19 protein-coding genes are annotated in these 15,757 nt (G+C 64.9%); all 19 read right to left on the bottom strand.

Annotation, left to right across the window (positions count from 1 at the left end; translation table 11 throughout):
• Positions 1 to 34: 34 nt before the first annotated feature.
• Positions 35 to 685 carry a hypothetical protein gene (locus Tfont_RS01865; protein ID WP_003821087.1) on the bottom strand — a complete coding sequence of 217 codons (651 nt, stop codon included), beginning with the start codon at positions 683 to 685 and terminating at the stop codon, positions 35 to 37.
• Between the two features lie 76 nt (positions 686 to 761).
• Positions 762 to 1,022, bottom strand: coding sequence for a hypothetical protein (locus Tfont_RS01860; RefSeq protein WP_003821086.1), 261 nt, complete (start codon positions 1,020 to 1,022; stop codon positions 762 to 764).
• A 16-nt stretch (positions 1,023 to 1,038) separates the two neighbouring features.
• Positions 1,039 to 1,446 carry a hypothetical protein gene (locus Tfont_RS01855; protein WP_003821084.1) on the bottom strand — a complete coding sequence of 136 codons (408 nt, stop codon included), beginning with the start codon at positions 1,444 to 1,446 and terminating at the stop codon, positions 1,039 to 1,041.
• Between the two features lie 100 nt (positions 1,447 to 1,546).
• On the bottom strand, positions 1,547 to 1,870 hold the full coding sequence (locus Tfont_RS01850; RefSeq protein ID WP_003821078.1) for a hypothetical protein: 324 nt from the start codon (positions 1,868 to 1,870) through the stop codon (positions 1,547 to 1,549).
• A 94-nt stretch (positions 1,871 to 1,964) separates the two neighbouring features.
• Complete coding sequence (locus Tfont_RS01845) at positions 1,965 to 2,654, bottom strand: DUF3275 family protein (RefSeq protein WP_003821074.1); 690 nt, start codon at positions 2,652 to 2,654, stop codon at positions 1,965 to 1,967.
• A gap of 57 nt (positions 2,655 to 2,711) precedes the next feature.
• Positions 2,712 to 3,629, bottom strand: a complete 918-nt coding sequence (locus Tfont_RS01840; protein WP_031692692.1) for a DUF3577 domain-containing protein — start codon at positions 3,627 to 3,629, stop codon at positions 2,712 to 2,714.
• Positions 3,630 to 3,990: 361 nt separating this feature from the next.
• Entirely contained in the window at positions 3,991 to 4,344 is a 354-nt protein-coding gene (locus Tfont_RS01830) for a DUF3085 domain-containing protein (protein ID WP_003821070.1), read from the bottom strand.
• Between the two features lie 78 nt (positions 4,345 to 4,422).
• Positions 4,423 to 5,226: a hypothetical protein gene (locus tag Tfont_RS01825; RefSeq protein ID WP_003821069.1), complete on the bottom strand. Its 804-nt coding sequence runs from the start codon at positions 5,224 to 5,226 to the stop codon at positions 4,423 to 4,425.
• Between the two features lie 284 nt (positions 5,227 to 5,510).
• Positions 5,511 to 5,789 carry a hypothetical protein gene (locus tag Tfont_RS01820; protein WP_003821068.1) on the bottom strand — a complete coding sequence of 93 codons (279 nt, stop codon included), beginning with the start codon at positions 5,787 to 5,789 and terminating at the stop codon, positions 5,511 to 5,513.
• Positions 5,790 to 5,883: 94 nt separating this feature from the next.
• Positions 5,884 to 6,621 carry a DUF5983 family protein gene (locus tag Tfont_RS01815; protein WP_003821067.1) on the bottom strand — a complete coding sequence of 246 codons (738 nt, stop codon included), beginning with the start codon at positions 6,619 to 6,621 and terminating at the stop codon, positions 5,884 to 5,886.
• Between the two features lie 80 nt (positions 6,622 to 6,701).
• A complete protein-coding gene (locus tag Tfont_RS01810; protein WP_425517689.1) occupies positions 6,702 to 7,469 on the bottom strand; it encodes a hypothetical protein in 768 nt (255 codons plus the stop codon).
• A gap of 62 nt (positions 7,470 to 7,531) precedes the next feature.
• Positions 7,532 to 7,924: a hypothetical protein gene (locus Tfont_RS01805; RefSeq protein ID WP_003821065.1), complete on the bottom strand. Its 393-nt coding sequence runs from the start codon at positions 7,922 to 7,924 to the stop codon at positions 7,532 to 7,534.
• 22 nt (positions 7,925 to 7,946) lie between these two features.
• The gene (locus Tfont_RS01800) at positions 7,947 to 8,171 is read right to left on the bottom strand and encodes a hypothetical protein (protein WP_033470933.1); all 225 of its coding nucleotides are present in this window, start codon (positions 8,169 to 8,171) and stop codon (positions 7,947 to 7,949) included.
• Positions 8,172 to 8,501: 330 nt separating this feature from the next.
• Positions 8,502 to 9,059, bottom strand: a complete 558-nt coding sequence (locus Tfont_RS01795) for a hypothetical protein (RefSeq protein WP_033470935.1) — start codon at positions 9,057 to 9,059, stop codon at positions 8,502 to 8,504.
• 243 nt (positions 9,060 to 9,302) lie between these two features.
• Positions 9,303 to 10,901, bottom strand: a complete 1,599-nt coding sequence (locus Tfont_RS01790; protein ID WP_003821062.1) for a DNA cytosine methyltransferase — start codon at positions 10,899 to 10,901, stop codon at positions 9,303 to 9,305.
• Positions 10,902 to 11,438: 537 nt separating this feature from the next.
• Entirely contained in the window at positions 11,439 to 13,463 is a 2,025-nt protein-coding gene (locus Tfont_RS01785) for a DNA topoisomerase III (RefSeq protein ID WP_003821061.1), read from the bottom strand.
• A 274-nt stretch (positions 13,464 to 13,737) separates the two neighbouring features.
• Positions 13,738 to 14,190, bottom strand: a complete 453-nt coding sequence (locus Tfont_RS01780) for a single-stranded DNA-binding protein (RefSeq protein WP_003821059.1) — start codon at positions 14,188 to 14,190, stop codon at positions 13,738 to 13,740.
• A 73-nt stretch (positions 14,191 to 14,263) separates the two neighbouring features.
• Positions 14,264 to 14,791, bottom strand: coding sequence for a DUF3158 family protein (locus tag Tfont_RS01775; RefSeq protein ID WP_003821057.1), 528 nt, complete (start codon positions 14,789 to 14,791; stop codon positions 14,264 to 14,266).
• The gene (locus tag Tfont_RS01770) at positions 14,788 to 15,561 is read right to left on the bottom strand and encodes a PFL_4669 family integrating conjugative element protein (RefSeq protein ID WP_003821056.1); all 774 of its coding nucleotides are present in this window, start codon (positions 15,559 to 15,561) and stop codon (positions 14,788 to 14,790) included. Before Tfont_RS01770 ends, Tfont_RS01775 begins: the two co-directional genes overlap by 4 nt.
• Between the last annotated feature and the right edge of the window lie 196 nt (positions 15,562 to 15,757).

The raw sequence follows: 15,757 nt of genomic DNA, 5'->3' as shown, positions 1-15,757 counted from the left end.
CGAAAGCACGCCTTGGCGTGCTCTCGCGGGCGGGTCAAGCCGCTACCGCTTCCGGCGTCCAAATCTTGGCCGGATACGGATAGGCGGTGAGCACGTCACTGCGGATCAGGGAGCCCAGCGCCAGGGTCAGCGCCGGCACGTCGATGGCGAGCCGATGGCCTTCCAGCGACCCGAGGGCGAACGGAAGACGGGCCAGCATCTCGCGGGTCTGTAGCAGCTCCAGCACGGTTTCGCGCCAGTGGTCGAGCAGCGGCAGTGGGCAGGTGTCCCGCACCAGCATCCACAGGCGGTCAAGCCGGTGGGCGCTGCCCTTGGGCAGCAATGCCAGTGCGCTGGCGTTGGCCTTGTCGGGCTTGACGCAGCGGCGGTCGAACAGCCACACGTTGGACAGCGAACCGAACAGCGTTCGCCGGTAGGCGCGGGTCATGCGCTTTTCCAGACGATCGACGTTGCTGACGAACACCGGGACGCTGCCGCCCTGGTCGGTGATGACGTGGAACTGGTCCAGGCCCTGTTCGTCGCGCCCGAGGGTCAGACGAGCGAGGAACTGCTGGACGGCGGTGTCGCGCGCCCAGATCGACAGGAAGATCAGATTGCCCTGGTCATCGCCGACGCAAGCATCGGCCATCACGTCGGAGCATTCGTCGATGCGATACAGCGTGGTGGAAGAAGTGTTTTCGGGCATGGTGGTGTCCTCGGATGAACGGGAACAGCACCGCCCGCTGGGGCAAGTACTGCCCCAGGGGGTGGAAGAAAGCCGCTCAGTCCGGCTCGAACTGCCGGGTGTGCGGGTTGAAGTGAAGCGCCTCATCTACCGAAGTGATTGGCGTGAAGCCCTCCAGGTAGATGTTGTTGAGGTACTGGTCGCGGTGGGTCAGTGCCTGCCGTGCCTGTGCCTCGGTGAGGCCGTTGCTGATGAAGTACTCCAGCATTTCCTCGTCGGAAGAAACTTCGTCGTTGGACAAACTCCCTTCAACGAGCTTCAACAGCGAGGGCGGAAGCGCAGCCAGGATCGGGTCCATGTCGGTTCCTCCTGGCTCAGGCCATCAGCGCTGCGGTGGGTGCCGCAGGTGCCGTGGGTGTGCGCCGCCGCGCGTGGTAGGCGCGAACGCCTGCACGCCAGTCGGCGGACTGCTCTGGTGCGAGGTCCAGATAGGACAGCGGGCACGTGTAGTAGTACGGGTGCATGGACTCGTCCAGTGGCTTGTAGCCCCACTGGTCGCCGCTGCGTTCGAGAAGATCGCAGCGGATGTAGCGCAGGGATTGGCCTGGCGCCAGATGACGATGCACGCCTTCGACCTTGGCCGTCACTTCCGTGACGGACCACAGGACGTTGCCGCGCAGCGCGTGGGCGATGACCTTGACGCTGGCGCGCTCGGTCTCTTGCGGTGCGATCAGTTCCGCGATCAGTTCAGACCGCGATTGGGGGGAGAAATACCAGCCCATGAAAGGCCTCCTGAAGAATCGAGCCGGAGGCCTCCCCGTGGGGGAGAGCCCCCAGCGGGTGATGGAATGCCGCGCGTGCGGCGATGGAGTCCGGTGCGGACTAGGAGCCGCAACCGGCTGGGCAGTAGCCCAGTTCGATGCCATGGGAGCAGTAGCCGTTCGCAGCGTTCCACTCCTGCGTTTCCTGCCGTTCGGCAGGGGTTGCGTAGTCCCATTCCTGGGTCGCGATTTCCAGGGCCTGAGCCCGCTGGGTTTCCGGCAACCGACTGGCTTGCGCGTCGATCTCCGAACTGAAAAGCGTGACCCAGTGATCCCAGGACAGGCCGCAACCACGCTGGGCGTGCTCGGCGGCCGTCTTGCAGACAGCGCGCCACGCGGGTTCGTCCAGCGTGCAATGAGGTGCATCGCAAGCGATGGTGGACATGATGGAGACCTCCAGAAGAAAGTCGGAGCCTCCCCCGCATGGGGAAGGAACCCCGGCGGATGGATCAAGAACACCGCGGATGCGGCGTCTGCGATCACGCAGGTTGCAGTTCGGCCTGGCGGCTCCACTCCTGCGTCTTGAAGTCCAGCGCGTAGCCCAGTTCACCCAGGCGGGCGATCTGCGCGCGCAGGGTGCGGCGGTCGATGGTCGAATCCAGTTTCACGGACTCTCCCAGCGGCCAGAGCAGCCCGAACAGCGCGGCGTCGCCATCTTCGGTGCTGCCGGGGGCAGCAGCCGCAGCGGGCGGCGGGGCATCCACACCAAAAGGCGTGGTATCGATCAGCGGGTCCGCGGACGCCTGCACGGATGCGGGCTTGGCGGGTCTGGATGCCTTGGCGGGCTTGGCCGGCGTTGACGCAGGCTGCGCGCCCAGTTCTTCATCGAGCGGATCGACTTCCTGGGTGGTGAAGCTGCGTGCCTCGTCACGGCTCAGTTTGTCGATGCCGTTGAGCGTCATCCCGTCCAGGTTGGCACGGATCTCGAACCGCATGCCGTCGCCGACGGGATAGGACTTCGGGAAGATGTAGCGGATGACGAACTCCCCGTCGTACTTGCCTTCGGGGTACTGCTCCAGCTCCGCATCCTTCACCGCGAACTTGCCGATGGGGGTGACAAGTCGGCCGACGTTGAAAGGGCCGTTTCTTCCGCGGATCGTGCGCAGCGTGAGTTGGCCTGGGACGGTGATGGGCGAACCCGATTGGTCGGGCGCCGATGTGACTGCCATGATGGTTCTCCTTGGGGAATAGGAAAAAGGCAAGGCCCCGTGAGGGGCCATGCCGGATCAGAACGAAGCAGCCAATGCCGGCTCCTGCTCCTCGACTTCACCTGCGGGCTCGCGCACGGCGGGCTCGACAGGCTGGTCGGCAGCGGTGTCGGCGGCAACCTCGGCTTCGGGCGCGGGTGCGTCCTCGGCTTGCGGCGCCTCGGCTTGCGCCTGGCTCGTCGGATAGACCTGGGTGCCGTCGATCTTGATGAGACCGATGTGGACCAGCGTCGATTCCAGGCTCGCTCCCGGTTCCCCGGCGCGCTCGCCCTTGGTGCGGATGTACGGATCGATCTTCATGTCGTTCAGACGGAAGGCGATCAGCACCTTGCGGTCCCCTTCGATGGCCTGCACGCACCGGCGAACCAGGTGCTCGGCTTCAGGGGTGGCGACGATGGTGTCGAAGTACCGATATTCCGGTTCACCGACAGGTCCGGCCAGCGCCGCGACGCAGCACGACAGGAACGGATCGCCATCCTTGGGGGAGACGTCCTTCGGGCGGCTGAGGTAGCCGATGCCGCGGGTGATCAGCTCGTGCAGCTTGATCGAAGCCAGTTCGGCCCGGTCAAGCGGCTCGGCCTTCAGCAGTCGCGCCTTCAGAGACGCGGCGGCCTGGCCCTTGTGCTCACCCTTGTCGCGGATGTACGCATCGCCCCAGAGGTCGCCGAGGCGGAAGCGCACCAGCGGCCGCTGCTTGGGATCGTCAACGCCGATGTAGCGCTCGACCAGTTTCTTGGCCTCGGCACCCGAGACCTTGACGTCGAAGTAGCGGTAGCTGGGGTCCTTGGCGGAGCCGACCAGCGCGGCGATGGTGCATGCCAGGAAGGGCTGCGCACGGCGGCCGCCCCGGACGGGAACCTCGCGGACACGCTGGATGTAGCCGATGCCCGAGGTGTGGAGGTCGAAATACGATTTCTCGTTGGACGTGGTGCTCATGGTGAATCTCCATTGGGATGAAGCGGAGACACACCGGCCCCACGCATGCGGGGAAAGGTGCGTAACCCCGCGGTGGGTTGATAAGGCGAAAGCATCCGCCACCAGGACTGGTGGCCGCTCGCGGATGGATGCGGTGCGAGCTGGCTCGGTCACGCAGTGGAAACTGCGCGGCAACCTCGAAGACCGATGGTTGCCTGGCATGTCGCTGACAACGTCAGCAGGCATGGGGGCAGCATGGACGGGCTTCGCGCGCGCGGCAGTAATCAATCGGCATCCGGACGCTTCCCTTTGTCCATGCCGCCAGCGCCGCAAAAAAAGAAGCCCCCATGAAGGGGGCCGTGAGGGGACAGTGGTATTCGCACTACATCGATGGCACCACCTCCAGCGACAGGTGCGTCGTGGTGGCGGATAGCATCAGATCGTCCATGCCGCGCAGGATGCGGGCGAAGACGCCTTCCTTCGGATCGAAGAACTCGCCGAAGTCGTCGCCACCCAGCTCGGCACGCGCCAGTTCCCACCAGCCGTCAAACGGGTCGGTATCCGGGTTGCAGCCGACGGCATAGGCCAGCAGCTTCACGCGGCCATCGGGACGGCGCTCTCCCTGCTCGGCGAGGAAGTACACGCCCTGGTCCTTGGCGAGGACGACGCGGCATTGGTTGGCAACGGCCTCGGCCAGCACGGGGCGCAGGTCGGAACCTTTGAATCGCAGTGACATGGTTGATCTCCTGAAGAAAAAGGCCCTCCACCCGAATGGATGGAAGGCCTATGGGGGCAAGTCGCCGGTAGGCTGCGGTCAGCCGTAGCGCCGCTTGGTTGCCTTGGCGTCGATGACGCTCACGTCGATCAGACGCCAGTGCCCGTCGTCGATAAGCCGCTCCAGCACTTCACCGAGCATGTCGAAATACACCTCGTCGTGCCGATCGACCAGTTCGCCGTCGCGGCTCAGTTCCACCGCGTAGGTGTCGCCGCCGCGGTCGTAGAGGATCGTCACCTGGCCCTCGAACTTCGAGGTCGAAACCGAGAAGCTGATCGCCGGGGGTGTCTCGATGATCTTGGACGGCTTCGGATCGACCCAGGTGAAGTCGCGGGCACCCGCATCGACCAGCATGTGGGTGATGCGCCGGAACCCATCGGGAGCCGGCATTTCCTCCAACTGCTGGATGAGCTGTCCCAGTTCCATGCACTGCGGCTCGGGGATGGGCAGCTTGGCAGGCGCGGAGCCGAGGATGTGCCTGGTGATGGTGTAGGGAACACCGTCCGCGGTCTTCTCGGTGATTACTTCCGGGGTGTCCGCGCGCAGGCCGTCGAAGCGGCGGCGGGCATACGGTTGGACATGCACCTTGGCGCCTTCGCTGGGAAGGGTGGTCACCAGGTGGGGGTCGAGCACCGCGAACTCGCTGGGCTTGAGCTTGACGACGATGGCGTCGTCGCTGGCCGCGACCACCTTGCCGTCGAAGGGCTGGGGGTCGATGGCGAAGCCCAGCGTCGAGGACTGCGGCTGATCATCGAACACGCGATACTTGAACGACCGCACGTTGCGGGGCACATGGCCTGCGACAAGCGAAGGCATCATGGATTTGATGAGGGAACGGTCCATGGGAATCTCCTTGAGGAAGAACAAGGGATTCCCCGCCCGCAAGGGAGAGGTCCCTTGTGGGTGGATGGACGCGGTGCGTCCGTAGGAAGAAACAACCAGCGCGGTTTCCCGTGCTTGCAGCCTCGAAGGTCTCGGCTGCCTGGGCATGTGTCGGCAACGCCGACGAACATGGGGGCAAGGATGGCCCTGGGCCGGGCTACCCGCCCGCATGAAACGGCACTGCGCCGCACCCGGTTTCCCGCGCTGGGGACAAGAAAAAGGCCCCTCGAAAGGGGCTGGTTGGATCAGGCTTGGTACACGAAGTAGTGTTCGCGCTGACGCGGGAAGAACACATGCTTCCACGTGTCGCCGCCGGTGTTGCCACCGTCGAAGACGACCATCTCGTAGTCGTCAATGTCGGTGTCCACCAAGTCGGCGCCGGCGATATGGCGCATGTGCAGCGTGCCGTGCGTGCGCTCGAATACCAGGATCTGGCCGATGGCGTCGTCCTGGCTCATGGCGTTGACGCAGGCTCCGAGCTGGTGCTCGAAGTCCGGTGCGCGCGAAATGAGGTTGGGGAACATGAGGTTGCTCCTATGAAAATGGACCAGCCCGACTCTTGGGGGAGACGGGCTGGCATGAGGGGACAAAGAGGAAGACCCGCGTGTCGCGCGGCTGCTAGCCCTCGGCCAGCGGCAGGCCCAGCAACGCGGGTGCGTCTGCATCGAGGATGAGGATGCGCACATCGGCCTGGCCAGCCAGTTCAAGGATGTTCGCCAGGTCGTCCGGCATGCCCTTGTTCCGGTGCTCCTGTCGAAGCTGCTCGGCGGTGATGCCCTCGGCGTGCTCCAGGTTCTGGTCCGTCCAGGGCGTGGAAATCAGCTTGACGCCGATCGCCGGGCTGTACGGCACACGGAAGGCGATGAACAACATGGCCTCCGGCGTGGCGATGTCCGCCAGGCCGGCGAGGTAGTGCCAGCTATCGACCGTGATGTGCTCACGGCTGATTTCCCAGCACCGGCTGTAGTAGCCGGTCTCGAAACTCAGGCGCTGCATCGCTTCCCGCGCGGCCTCGGCCGAATAGGCGTCACCGACGTGGACTGGGCGGCCGTCGAAGTCCTCGCCATGGATGGCATAGACCACGGCACCGATCACACCTTCGCCGCTGACGCCTTCACCGGCATCGCATTCGGCCAGTACCTCGGCGTTCACGGCTTCGCGGCCATCGCTGACCACGGCGAAATCGTTGGCGACGATGCAGGACGATGAAACCAGTTCCTCGTCGGAGAGGTGTTGCTGGCTCGCGTGGATGTTGCGCCAGACATGCGGGCTTCCGTCCTCGTAGCTGATGCACAGCGTGCGGACGATTTTCAGATTCCAGTAGCCACGGTGAAAGGGATTGGGTTTCTGGGACATTGGGAACTCTCCAGATTGAATAATGGAGCCAATTCCCGCCACCGGGAATTGGACCCGGTGGGTTGAAAATGGAAAATGCGTCAGGCGGCGCTGATCGTTGGCATCTGGGCCAGTCGGTCGGCGACGCGACGGCGCACATTCAGGCGGAACTGCTCGTCGTTGATGCCTGCGAGCAGGTTGGCGGCCTCCAGCGCGATCAATGCCGAGGCCTCTTCGATGTCGGCGGACAGGATCGTCTTGCGCAGTTGGTCGCCGAGTTGGAGCGCCTGCGAGGACGTTCTGAAGACCTGGACCTCGCGGCTCAGGTAGCAGCCGTTGCCGCCGAACTCGAACAGCCTCGGCCTGCTGCAATGCCAGCAGCCTTCGAACTGGATGGCGGTCAGGCGATGGCCGTCATCGAAGCAGGAAGCGATCAGAAGCAAGGCTTCCAGGTCGGCGCTGTCCTCGAACTTGTGGTGCTCGATCAGGTTCTCCAGCTCCGCGTCCTGCTCGGCACCGAAGTGCGCGGCCAGCCGTTCGAGCAGAGGTGGAATCGACAACTCTTCGTCGTCGGGCATGGGGATGCCGAGTTGTGCGGCCAGGTCTTCCAGGCCGTCCAGCACATCCGTCCAGCGCGGATCATTGGTCTCGGCGATCTGGGCGATGTAGGCCTGCCCGTTGCCGGGATGGCCTTCGTTCAGCGCGAAGGCGCCGAACAGCGCCTTGATGACGGGGGTGACACGCTCCAGCACGAGAACGCCCGTGCCTTCGTAGTAGTTGTTCGCCATGGTGGCTCCTTTCGAGAAAGCGGAGCCAGCCCATGCGGACGATGGCATCCGCAGGGTGATGGAGAAGAAATTGAGGGACATGGCCTTTTGGGCGCATGTCCCTCTCGGGGGGAACGAAAGACAGTGGTGTGCCGGAGACCGGCTCACCAACCGTTGTAGTTCACGAGCAGGTCGGCGATGACCTTGCGGCGTTGCAGGTCGAGACCGTCGAAGTCCGACAGCCCGTGGAAGTGGCAGCGCTTGAGCATGGCACCGCCCTCACGCGCGTTGTAGAAGCTGACCATGGCAGACAGGAACATGCGTTCGCCGCTGCTCAGGACGCCGAGGGCGTCGTTGAGCCGCAGCATGTTGGGACGCAGATCCCACTTGCTCTTGGCCTGGTTCAGACCTTCACGGGTGCCGTCGCCGAACCACTCGGGGCCAGCAATCTCGACGCCACGCTTCCATGCCTCGAAAAAGGCTTGAGGCGCGGCGGCGAAATGCTGTTCTTCCCGCATGATCTGATCGACGACTTCCCGCGGCAGTAGCTGGTTCATGACGTGATTCCTCCAGTTTGGATCAAGGAACGGCGAGCTGGGACCAGCCGCCTCTTTCGAGGGCACGTTGAGCCGCGGCATAGCTGCGGAAGTACTCGCGGGATTCCCGCGAAACGGGGCCTTCGGTATCGCGCGTGCCGATGTAGTGGCCGGCGGCGCTTTGCAGGACTTCGAGCGGCAGGAACTTGCCGCAGTAGGTCGAGGCCAATTGCCCGAAGGTTTGGCCGAAAGAGGCTTGCTGGGACATGGATAGGCTCCTTGGAAAAGCGGGGCCTCGTCCCTCACGGGATGGCGGCTCCCGCACGCGGTTGATAAAAGGCATCGACGTCACGAGGACGCGCGTCCGCAGACTTGATGCGATGCGGACTGGTGGGTAACGCGGGAGAGACCCGCGACAGCCTAAAACCCTGGCTGCTGGCATGTGCTGACGAATCAGCGAACATGCGGGCAGCTTCGTGCGCGGACCGCGCTGCGTCAGTTGGAAAATGGCATCCAGCCCAGACCCGATTGATGGGGACCGAAAGAAAGAAGCCCCGCATCGAGTGCGGGGCTGTCAGGAGGGTGCGGTGACGCTGGGTCAGTCGGGCTTGTCGCCCAGGACATACTGCTTCCACAAATCGAATGCCTGCTCGGGTGGAAGCTCGGCCAGGATGACGATGGGCTGGGCCTGCCGGGCGCGCAGCGAAGCGAAGTACGCCTTCCGGTCGGCGATGGCCTTGAGCTTGATGCCCTTGATAAACAGCAGTTTGCCTTCCTTGATGAACAGCACCTTGTTGCCGATGTCGCGGTTGAATGCGGCTCGCACCTTGCGTTCCGCGTGCATGGCGTCGGCCAGCTCATCGACCAGGAAGTCGAGCGTCATGTCGATGTAGTGAGGGTCTTCACTCTCGTGGCCGAGGTCAAGCGGCGCAGGCGGCAGGCCCTTGGCGAAGGCTTCGGCCTGCGCCAGTAGCCCCGCCTTGCCGTTGAGCGCGTGGAGGAACGTCGAGCCACCGTGGCCGTCGTTGCGGGCCTCGGCGATGGGAGTACCGTCGAACACGACGGTTGCGTTGAAGCACAGTGTTTCCTCGCTGGCGAAGTCGGCCACCTTGAGGTTCTTCAGCGTAATGCGGTCTTGCTTGGTGATGTTGTCCATGGGGAAGTCCTGAGATCGACCGGGTGGCGACATGCTCCTGACGGGACGTGGCGGCCATCCCGTGGGTTGGAGAAATGAGGCATCGATGCCCAGTGGGCAGCGTTCGCCGGTGAGATGCCGAGGCGAACTGGCGGGTGGCGTGGGTGAAACCCGCGGCAGCCTTGACACCCTGGCTACGGGCTGTTGCCGAACCATCGGCAATGCAAGAGGGAGAATGGAGTGGCCCGCAGGCTGCGTCGCCGATCAATCCGAAGCGGTCGAGCCCGTCTTGTGCAGGTACTGCACCAGGCGCTGGCCCAGCCACGCCATGCACGGGACGGCCATGGAGTTGCCGATCGCCTTGTAGCGCGGAGCATCTGCAGCGGGCTTGCCGCGGTACGGGATCAGCGTGTAGTCGTCGGGCATGCCTTGCAGCCGCTCGCACTCCACGGGCATCAGCCGCCGCACCCGCCAATGCGACCAGTCGCCGGGGCCAGGGTCGTTCCAGTCGTAGCGGAAATGCGCCTCGAAGTCGGGAGCCAGGACATAGGGCTTGTCCGCGCCGCCGCCGCTGGTGCGCAGTGCGCCCGCTACGCTGCCGCCCAGCTCGGCGGCAAGACCCTGCTCGCGGCCGTGCAGAGACACGCAGGCCACCATAGGTACGCCGTAGCCCGGCTTGCCGTTGGACAGCACGGTGCAAGCGACCTGGCCATGGCCCGACTCGAAGCGCACTTCACCGCGGTTGTTCTGCGCGAACGCGATGGCGGGCACGACCCCGGCGTTCGCATGGCTGTTGCAATGGCCGCCAGCGCGCAACGTCGGTGTCAGGTCGAGCGTGGCATCGGCGCCGCTGCCCTGCGCGATGAAGGCGATGATCGGAACACCCTTGCCGGTGCCGTCCTCGCTGCTGCCCTTGCCGTTGTTGGCGGTGTCGAGGGTGTGGCTGATGTTGCCTGCGACGGATTGCACCAAGTAGGTCTCGGTGCAGATGTCGTGCTTCGGGCCGCCAGCCATCAAACTGGCTGCAAGATCGGTCGGGCCACGCCCATTGCTGAACCCAAACGTCGTCGTGACCTTGCCGCAGGGCTGCTTCAGTCCTGCATATCCGTCTGCTGGGTCAACACTAGGTTCAGCAGTGCAGGCAGCTTCTTGCCACGGCGCGCTGCCCGCACAAGAATCCCCGAGCAGGCCTGCGCGCTCAAAAAGTACTTCTGCGGGATCGAGGTCATCTCCACCACTTGCCACAAGAAACACACGCTTGCGGCGTTGGGCGACACCGAAATATTGAGCATCGAGCACGCGCCAGGCGATGCGGCGGCGGGGTCCAGACACACAACCAGCGTACGCCCATTTTTCCCCTGGCGGCTGGAGCGCACGGCTTTCTCCGGCCAGTGCGCCCAGGAAATGCCCGAAGGCATTGCTGCGGTCGTTGAGTACGCCTGGGACGTTTTCCCAGACGAGCGTGGCCGCCGGGCGGCTGTCTTGTTGGCGGGTTTGGTCGATGGCATTGGCAAGCTCCACATAGGCAAGGGAAAGGGCACCGCGCGGGTCATCCAGCCCGCGACGGCTACCTGCAACGCTGAACGACTGGCACGGCGTGCCGCCGACCAGGATGTCGGGCGCTGGCACAGTGCCGGCACGCACCTGGCGGGCGATCGCGGTCATGTCGCCCAGATTGGGCACGCGGGGGTAACGGTGGGCGAGCACGGCGCTCGGGAACGGCTCGATCTCGGCGAACCATGCGGCTTCGAGGCCGAGAGGTTGCCAGGCGAGGCTCACGGCCTCAATGCCGCTGCACACGCTGCCGTACAGCAGTGGCGCGGTTTGGGGCACACCGCGTGGGGGGCGAGGTTGCGGGTTCATGTCGGGTCTCCTGTTTGTGTGGCCTTGGACTGTGTGGCCGGGCCGGGACGTTGATCGGCAGGAGAAAGGCGCCGAAGGCCCAGTGGCCTCCGGCTCGGGATGACAGAACCACCCGTGGGCTGTTGCAGGCCCGGTTGTCGCTAGAACCGGCTGCTCATCAAGCAATCGCACCCGGCGCATGTCGTGGTTGGCGCCGGCATCTTCTGGCGCACATCCGCGCACAAAAGGAGCCCAGTTTTTCGCCGTTGGGCACGGCATCGAATACCGCTGACCACGAAGGGTCTCCGGGTGGCTCGCAGGCGGGCAAGCCATCGGGGGACCCTTCGCAGAAGCGGAAAAATGCAGATCAGTAGAACGCGCCGGGAAACCCCGGACATGGTTCGTGGAGAAGCTACCTTCAGGTCCCGCGGCCGGGGACGGCCGGGCGGGACGCGCACACGGACAAGAGAAGGCGTTGCGCGCTGGGCGTCCCGCAGGGCGTGCGGGACATGGGCCACGCCGCCGATGGCGGACACGGCTCTCGGGGAACGGGGTCGGTCAAGAGCCTTTGCGGCCGCTACTGCCATAAAGGCGTAGAGATCGCGAGGCTCCGCGTTTGGACGCGCCGGATTCGACCGGCAGCGTACCTTTGCAGTCGGGGTAGCGACTGCACGACCAGAAGGGGCCGGTCTTGCCGGTGCGCTGGCGCGTGGGTGCGCCGCACTGCGGGCAAGCGGGTCCCTGGGGAACCTTGATGGACAGCGAGGTGCTGCCGTACTGCGCGATCAGTTGCGAAATCCATGCGGCCTGCTTGCCGATAAACACATCCAGGGTGAGCTGACCAGCCTCGATCATGTCGAGCGCCTGTTCCCACACTGCCGTCGTGCCGGGGTCTGCAATCGCCGCGGGTACGGCGTCGATCAGGGTGAACGCTGCATCCGATGCGCGAATGGAGCGTCCTTTCTTCACAAGGTAGCTGCGGGCGATCAACCCGCTGATGATGTTGGCCCGCGTGGCCTCTGTGCCGATGCCGACCGTATCCTTGAGCTTCTGCTTCAGGCGCGGGTCCGTCACCAGCTTGGCGACCCCCTTCATGGATTTGACCAGCTCGCCCTGCGTGTAAGGCTTGGGCGGCATCGTCTTGAGCGCCTTGATCTCGGCCTCGGTCACCTGACACGCCATGCCTTCGCGCAGCACGGGGAGTACCTGGCTGCGTGCCGTGGCTTCACCGTCCTCGTCCGCTTGCGGCTCGGCCAGCACCAGGCGCCAGCCCTTGACGATCACCTGTTTTCCGGTGGCCACCAGCTTCTGCTGGTCGCAGGACAGCTTGGCGACAGTGCGGTCGAACTCGTGGTGAGGGAGGAACTGCGCCAGGTAGTGCGCGCGGATCAGCCGGTACACCGCCAGTTCCTTCTCGCTCATGGCCGAGAGGTTCGCGGGTTCCAAGGTGGGAATGATGCCATGGTGCGCCGTCACTTTGCCGTCGTTCCAGGCGCGCGAGCGCTGGGAGCGGTCGAGCTGGCCCATGATCGGGCGCAGCGAGGGATCGGTCTTGAGCAGGCTGTCCAGAACAGTGGGCACCTCGGCAAACATGCTTTCGGGCAGGTAGCCTGAATCGGAACGCGGGTACGTAGTGGCCTTGTGGGTCTCGTACAGGGACTGGGCGATCTCCAGGGTTTCTTGAACATCCAGCCCAAGCTGTTTGGAACAGACCTCCTGCAAGGTGCCCAGGTCGAACAGCAGCGGCGGGCCTTCACGCATGTGTTCGGTCTCGACAAACACCACCTGAGCGCTACCCGCAGCGCGGATCTGTTGCGCGGCTTGCTGGGCAACCGGCTGTTGCAGGCAGCGGCCAGCGTCGTCGGTGCAGCCATCGGGCGGAACCCACTGCGCGCTGAAAGCCTGTCCACCCGCAGACAGGGACACGTCGATGGCCCAGAACGGCACCGACTTGAAGGCCGCGATCTCGCGGTCGCGGTCCACGACGAGCTTCAGGGTCGGCGTCTGCACGCGCCCGACGGACAGCACGCCGTCGTAGCCGGCCTGACGCCCGAGCACCGTGAACAACCGGCTGAGGTTCATGCCCACGAGCCAGTCGGCGCGTGAGCGCGCAAGCGCCGAGTAGTACATCGGCAGCGTGTCGGATGAGGGCCGCAACTTGCCGAGCGCGGTGCGGATCGACGCATCGTTGAGCGCCGACAACCACAGCCGTTCGATGGGGCCGCGGTAACCGCACAGGTCGATGATCTCGCGGGCGATCAGCTCTCCCTCGCGGTCGGCATCGGTGGCGATGACCAAATGGGTCGCCTTCGCCAGAAGCGCTTTGACGACCTTGAATTGCGTGGCGGTCTTCGGTTTGACCTCGACCCGCCACTGCTGGGGAACGATGGGCAACTGCTCCAGCGACCAGCGCTTGAGCGCCGCGTCATAGACCTCGGGAGCTGCTGCTTCTACGAGATGGCCAATGCACCAGGTGACGGTGACGCCGGAGCCGCTGAGACAGCCTTCACCGCGCTGCGTCGCGCCGAGAATCCGGCCAATGTCTTTGCCCTGGGAGGGCTTCTCGCACAAGAACAGCCGCATGTCAGTCCATCCGATTTCCATGGTTCATTGAGTTGCGGGAATCGAGGATGCCGAACACCACCAAGGGCAGCAGCAAACAAGCCGCATGCGGTGGCGACCACTTTTACGGGATGGGATGGCGGGGACGGGAGTGGCGTTCGGCCGGGGATGTGCGGGCCGGGAGCCGCGATTTTTTGGAGCGCACGGACGCCGGTGGACGTTGATGGAGCTATCCCCTGGGGATAGCTCGCGAGGGCATGGGGGCGACGGACGACTGCCACCGCCCCATGCCGGATCACTTCCTGCGCTTCGGCTCCTTCGGCGCGGTCGGTTCCTGGGCGGCCGGGGGTTTCGGCTGCGCATCCTGCGCGGCCTCTTGCTGCCTGGGGCTGAGGGCTACGGACTCGATGCGGAACGGCAGGATGCCGACGCTGCGCGCGTTGATCTGCCAGGTCTCGCGCGGCTGATCCTCGTTGTCCGTCCAAGGTTCGCGCTCCATCCGGCCGACGACCAGCACGCGCATGCCCTTCTGGTAGAGGTCCTTCCAGTGCGCGGCGTCGCGGTGCCAGATTTCCACCGGCGCCCAGAAGCCGCCGCGATCCTCGAAGGTGCCATCCTTCTTGGGAATGGGGTTGTCGAAATAGACGTTCAGGCGCAGAAGGCGGCTGGGCTCGTCGTTGCCGTTGGGGAACTCCCGGTACTCGGGGGGCGAGCCGATGTTGCCCTCGCCAGAAAAATGCGTACTCATGTTGCAATCTCCGTGGTGGTTGAAATACCCGCACCTGGTCGGTGACGAGCGCGTGCTGGGTTGCCCGGCGCGATCACTGATCGCGCAGTGCGGGTGGGATGGACTTGAGCCGACGCAGGTAAGCGTCTTCCGCCTCGGTGGCCTTGCTGGCACACTCCTGGGCCAGCCTGCCCAAGGTGTGCAACAGGCTGATCTGCATGTTCAGCGTGATGCGCTGCAGCTCGATGGCGTGCAAGTCGGCCAGCAGGTTGACCGGCGTGCTGGTACTCGCCATCAGCTCCTGCCACAGTGCCACGCCCATGGCCGAGCGGTCGTGCTTGCGCCAGCGAAGAAACGCCGTGCCTGCGCCAGTTGTCTGCTGGGCCAGTTCGATGGGGAGCAGGTGGAAGGGATGCCCGAGGGCTTGTTGCAGCACCTGTCGCTGCGCCAAGCCAATCAACTCGTCGCGCATGGCGAAGCACTGGCTGGCCCAGGCCTCCAAGTCCCCTTTACCCTTAAAGGGCTTTAAAAGGCCTTTTTGAGAGGCTGCGTGTTCCAACTGCATGAAGGCTGTCTGTTGCAGAGGGCGGAAGTAGCGGGTGTCGCGGTTTGGGTCGCTCATGCCTGCGCGTCCTCGCCGGCCGTCGCTTCGGGGGCGGCGGCCTCGTCGCTGGGCGATGCGGCTGCGGCAGGACCGTCACCGCGCTGCTGCAGGCCACGGCGCATGATGGGCGGCGCGAACTTCGAGCGGCGCGTGCCCTCCAGCACGTCCGGCGGCATCTCGCCGAACTTTTCCAACGCCGCCCGCGCTGCGGCATTCTTGGCGGCGAAGTCGTCGCGGGTGCAGCCCGAGTAGCGGTACTGCTGGGCCAGCGAGAACAGGCTGCGCAGTGCATGCGCGCCTTCGTTGAGCCAGCGTTCGAGCGTCGAGCGATCGATCAGCGCGGTGTGGTGCGCGAGGATCAGCTTGCGGGCGATATCGTCGTAGTCGGCGAGCAGGTACACGGCGGCAAAGCCGAGCTGCGCATTGACGAACAGCGGCAGCTTGACCGGCTGGACGTTGAGGTTTTCGCCCAGGGTGAGTGCCGGCGGCACGCTCGCCAGGGCCTGGTCCACCTGTTCGCGCAGCGATTGCAGCGTGGCCTTGGTCTGGTCGAGCTTGTCCTCGATGCGGAGCATCCAGAAGTCGCTGTACGGGTCGTCCTGCTCCGAGCCGCGCCGCATCTTGTTCATCTGGGCGATGTAGCCGTTCAGGCCGACGATGCCCGGTCGCCCTTCGGCGGCGGCGCGGCCGTGCCAGATGCGCGAGGCGTGGTGCGTGTGCAGCGTCAGCGACATCGCGCTGCGCAAGGAGCCGAGATTCAGTTGCAGGGGTTCGTTGGTGGTTGCCATGGTGTCCGCTCGTTGTTGGAAAAGAGCGGACAGCTTCGGCAGGTAGCGGAAGGCAGTCAGTCAACAAACCGAAACCCGCCCGTCCCCGGTTCACGGCGCGGTGGGTGCATGCGTCGCGATCTATCCCCTGGGGATAGCGCCATGGAGCGCCAAGGAACGCTGCACACCCGGATCAGCGCGAACAAGGCCGATCCCG

Source organism: Tepidimonas fonticaldi (assembly GCF_007556755.1).
Classification (GTDB): domain Bacteria; phylum Pseudomonadota; class Gammaproteobacteria; order Burkholderiales; family Burkholderiaceae_C; genus Tepidimonas; species Tepidimonas fonticaldi.
The sequence above is the reverse complement of the archived record's forward strand: the minus strand, read 5'-3'. Positions and strand labels throughout refer to the sequence as shown.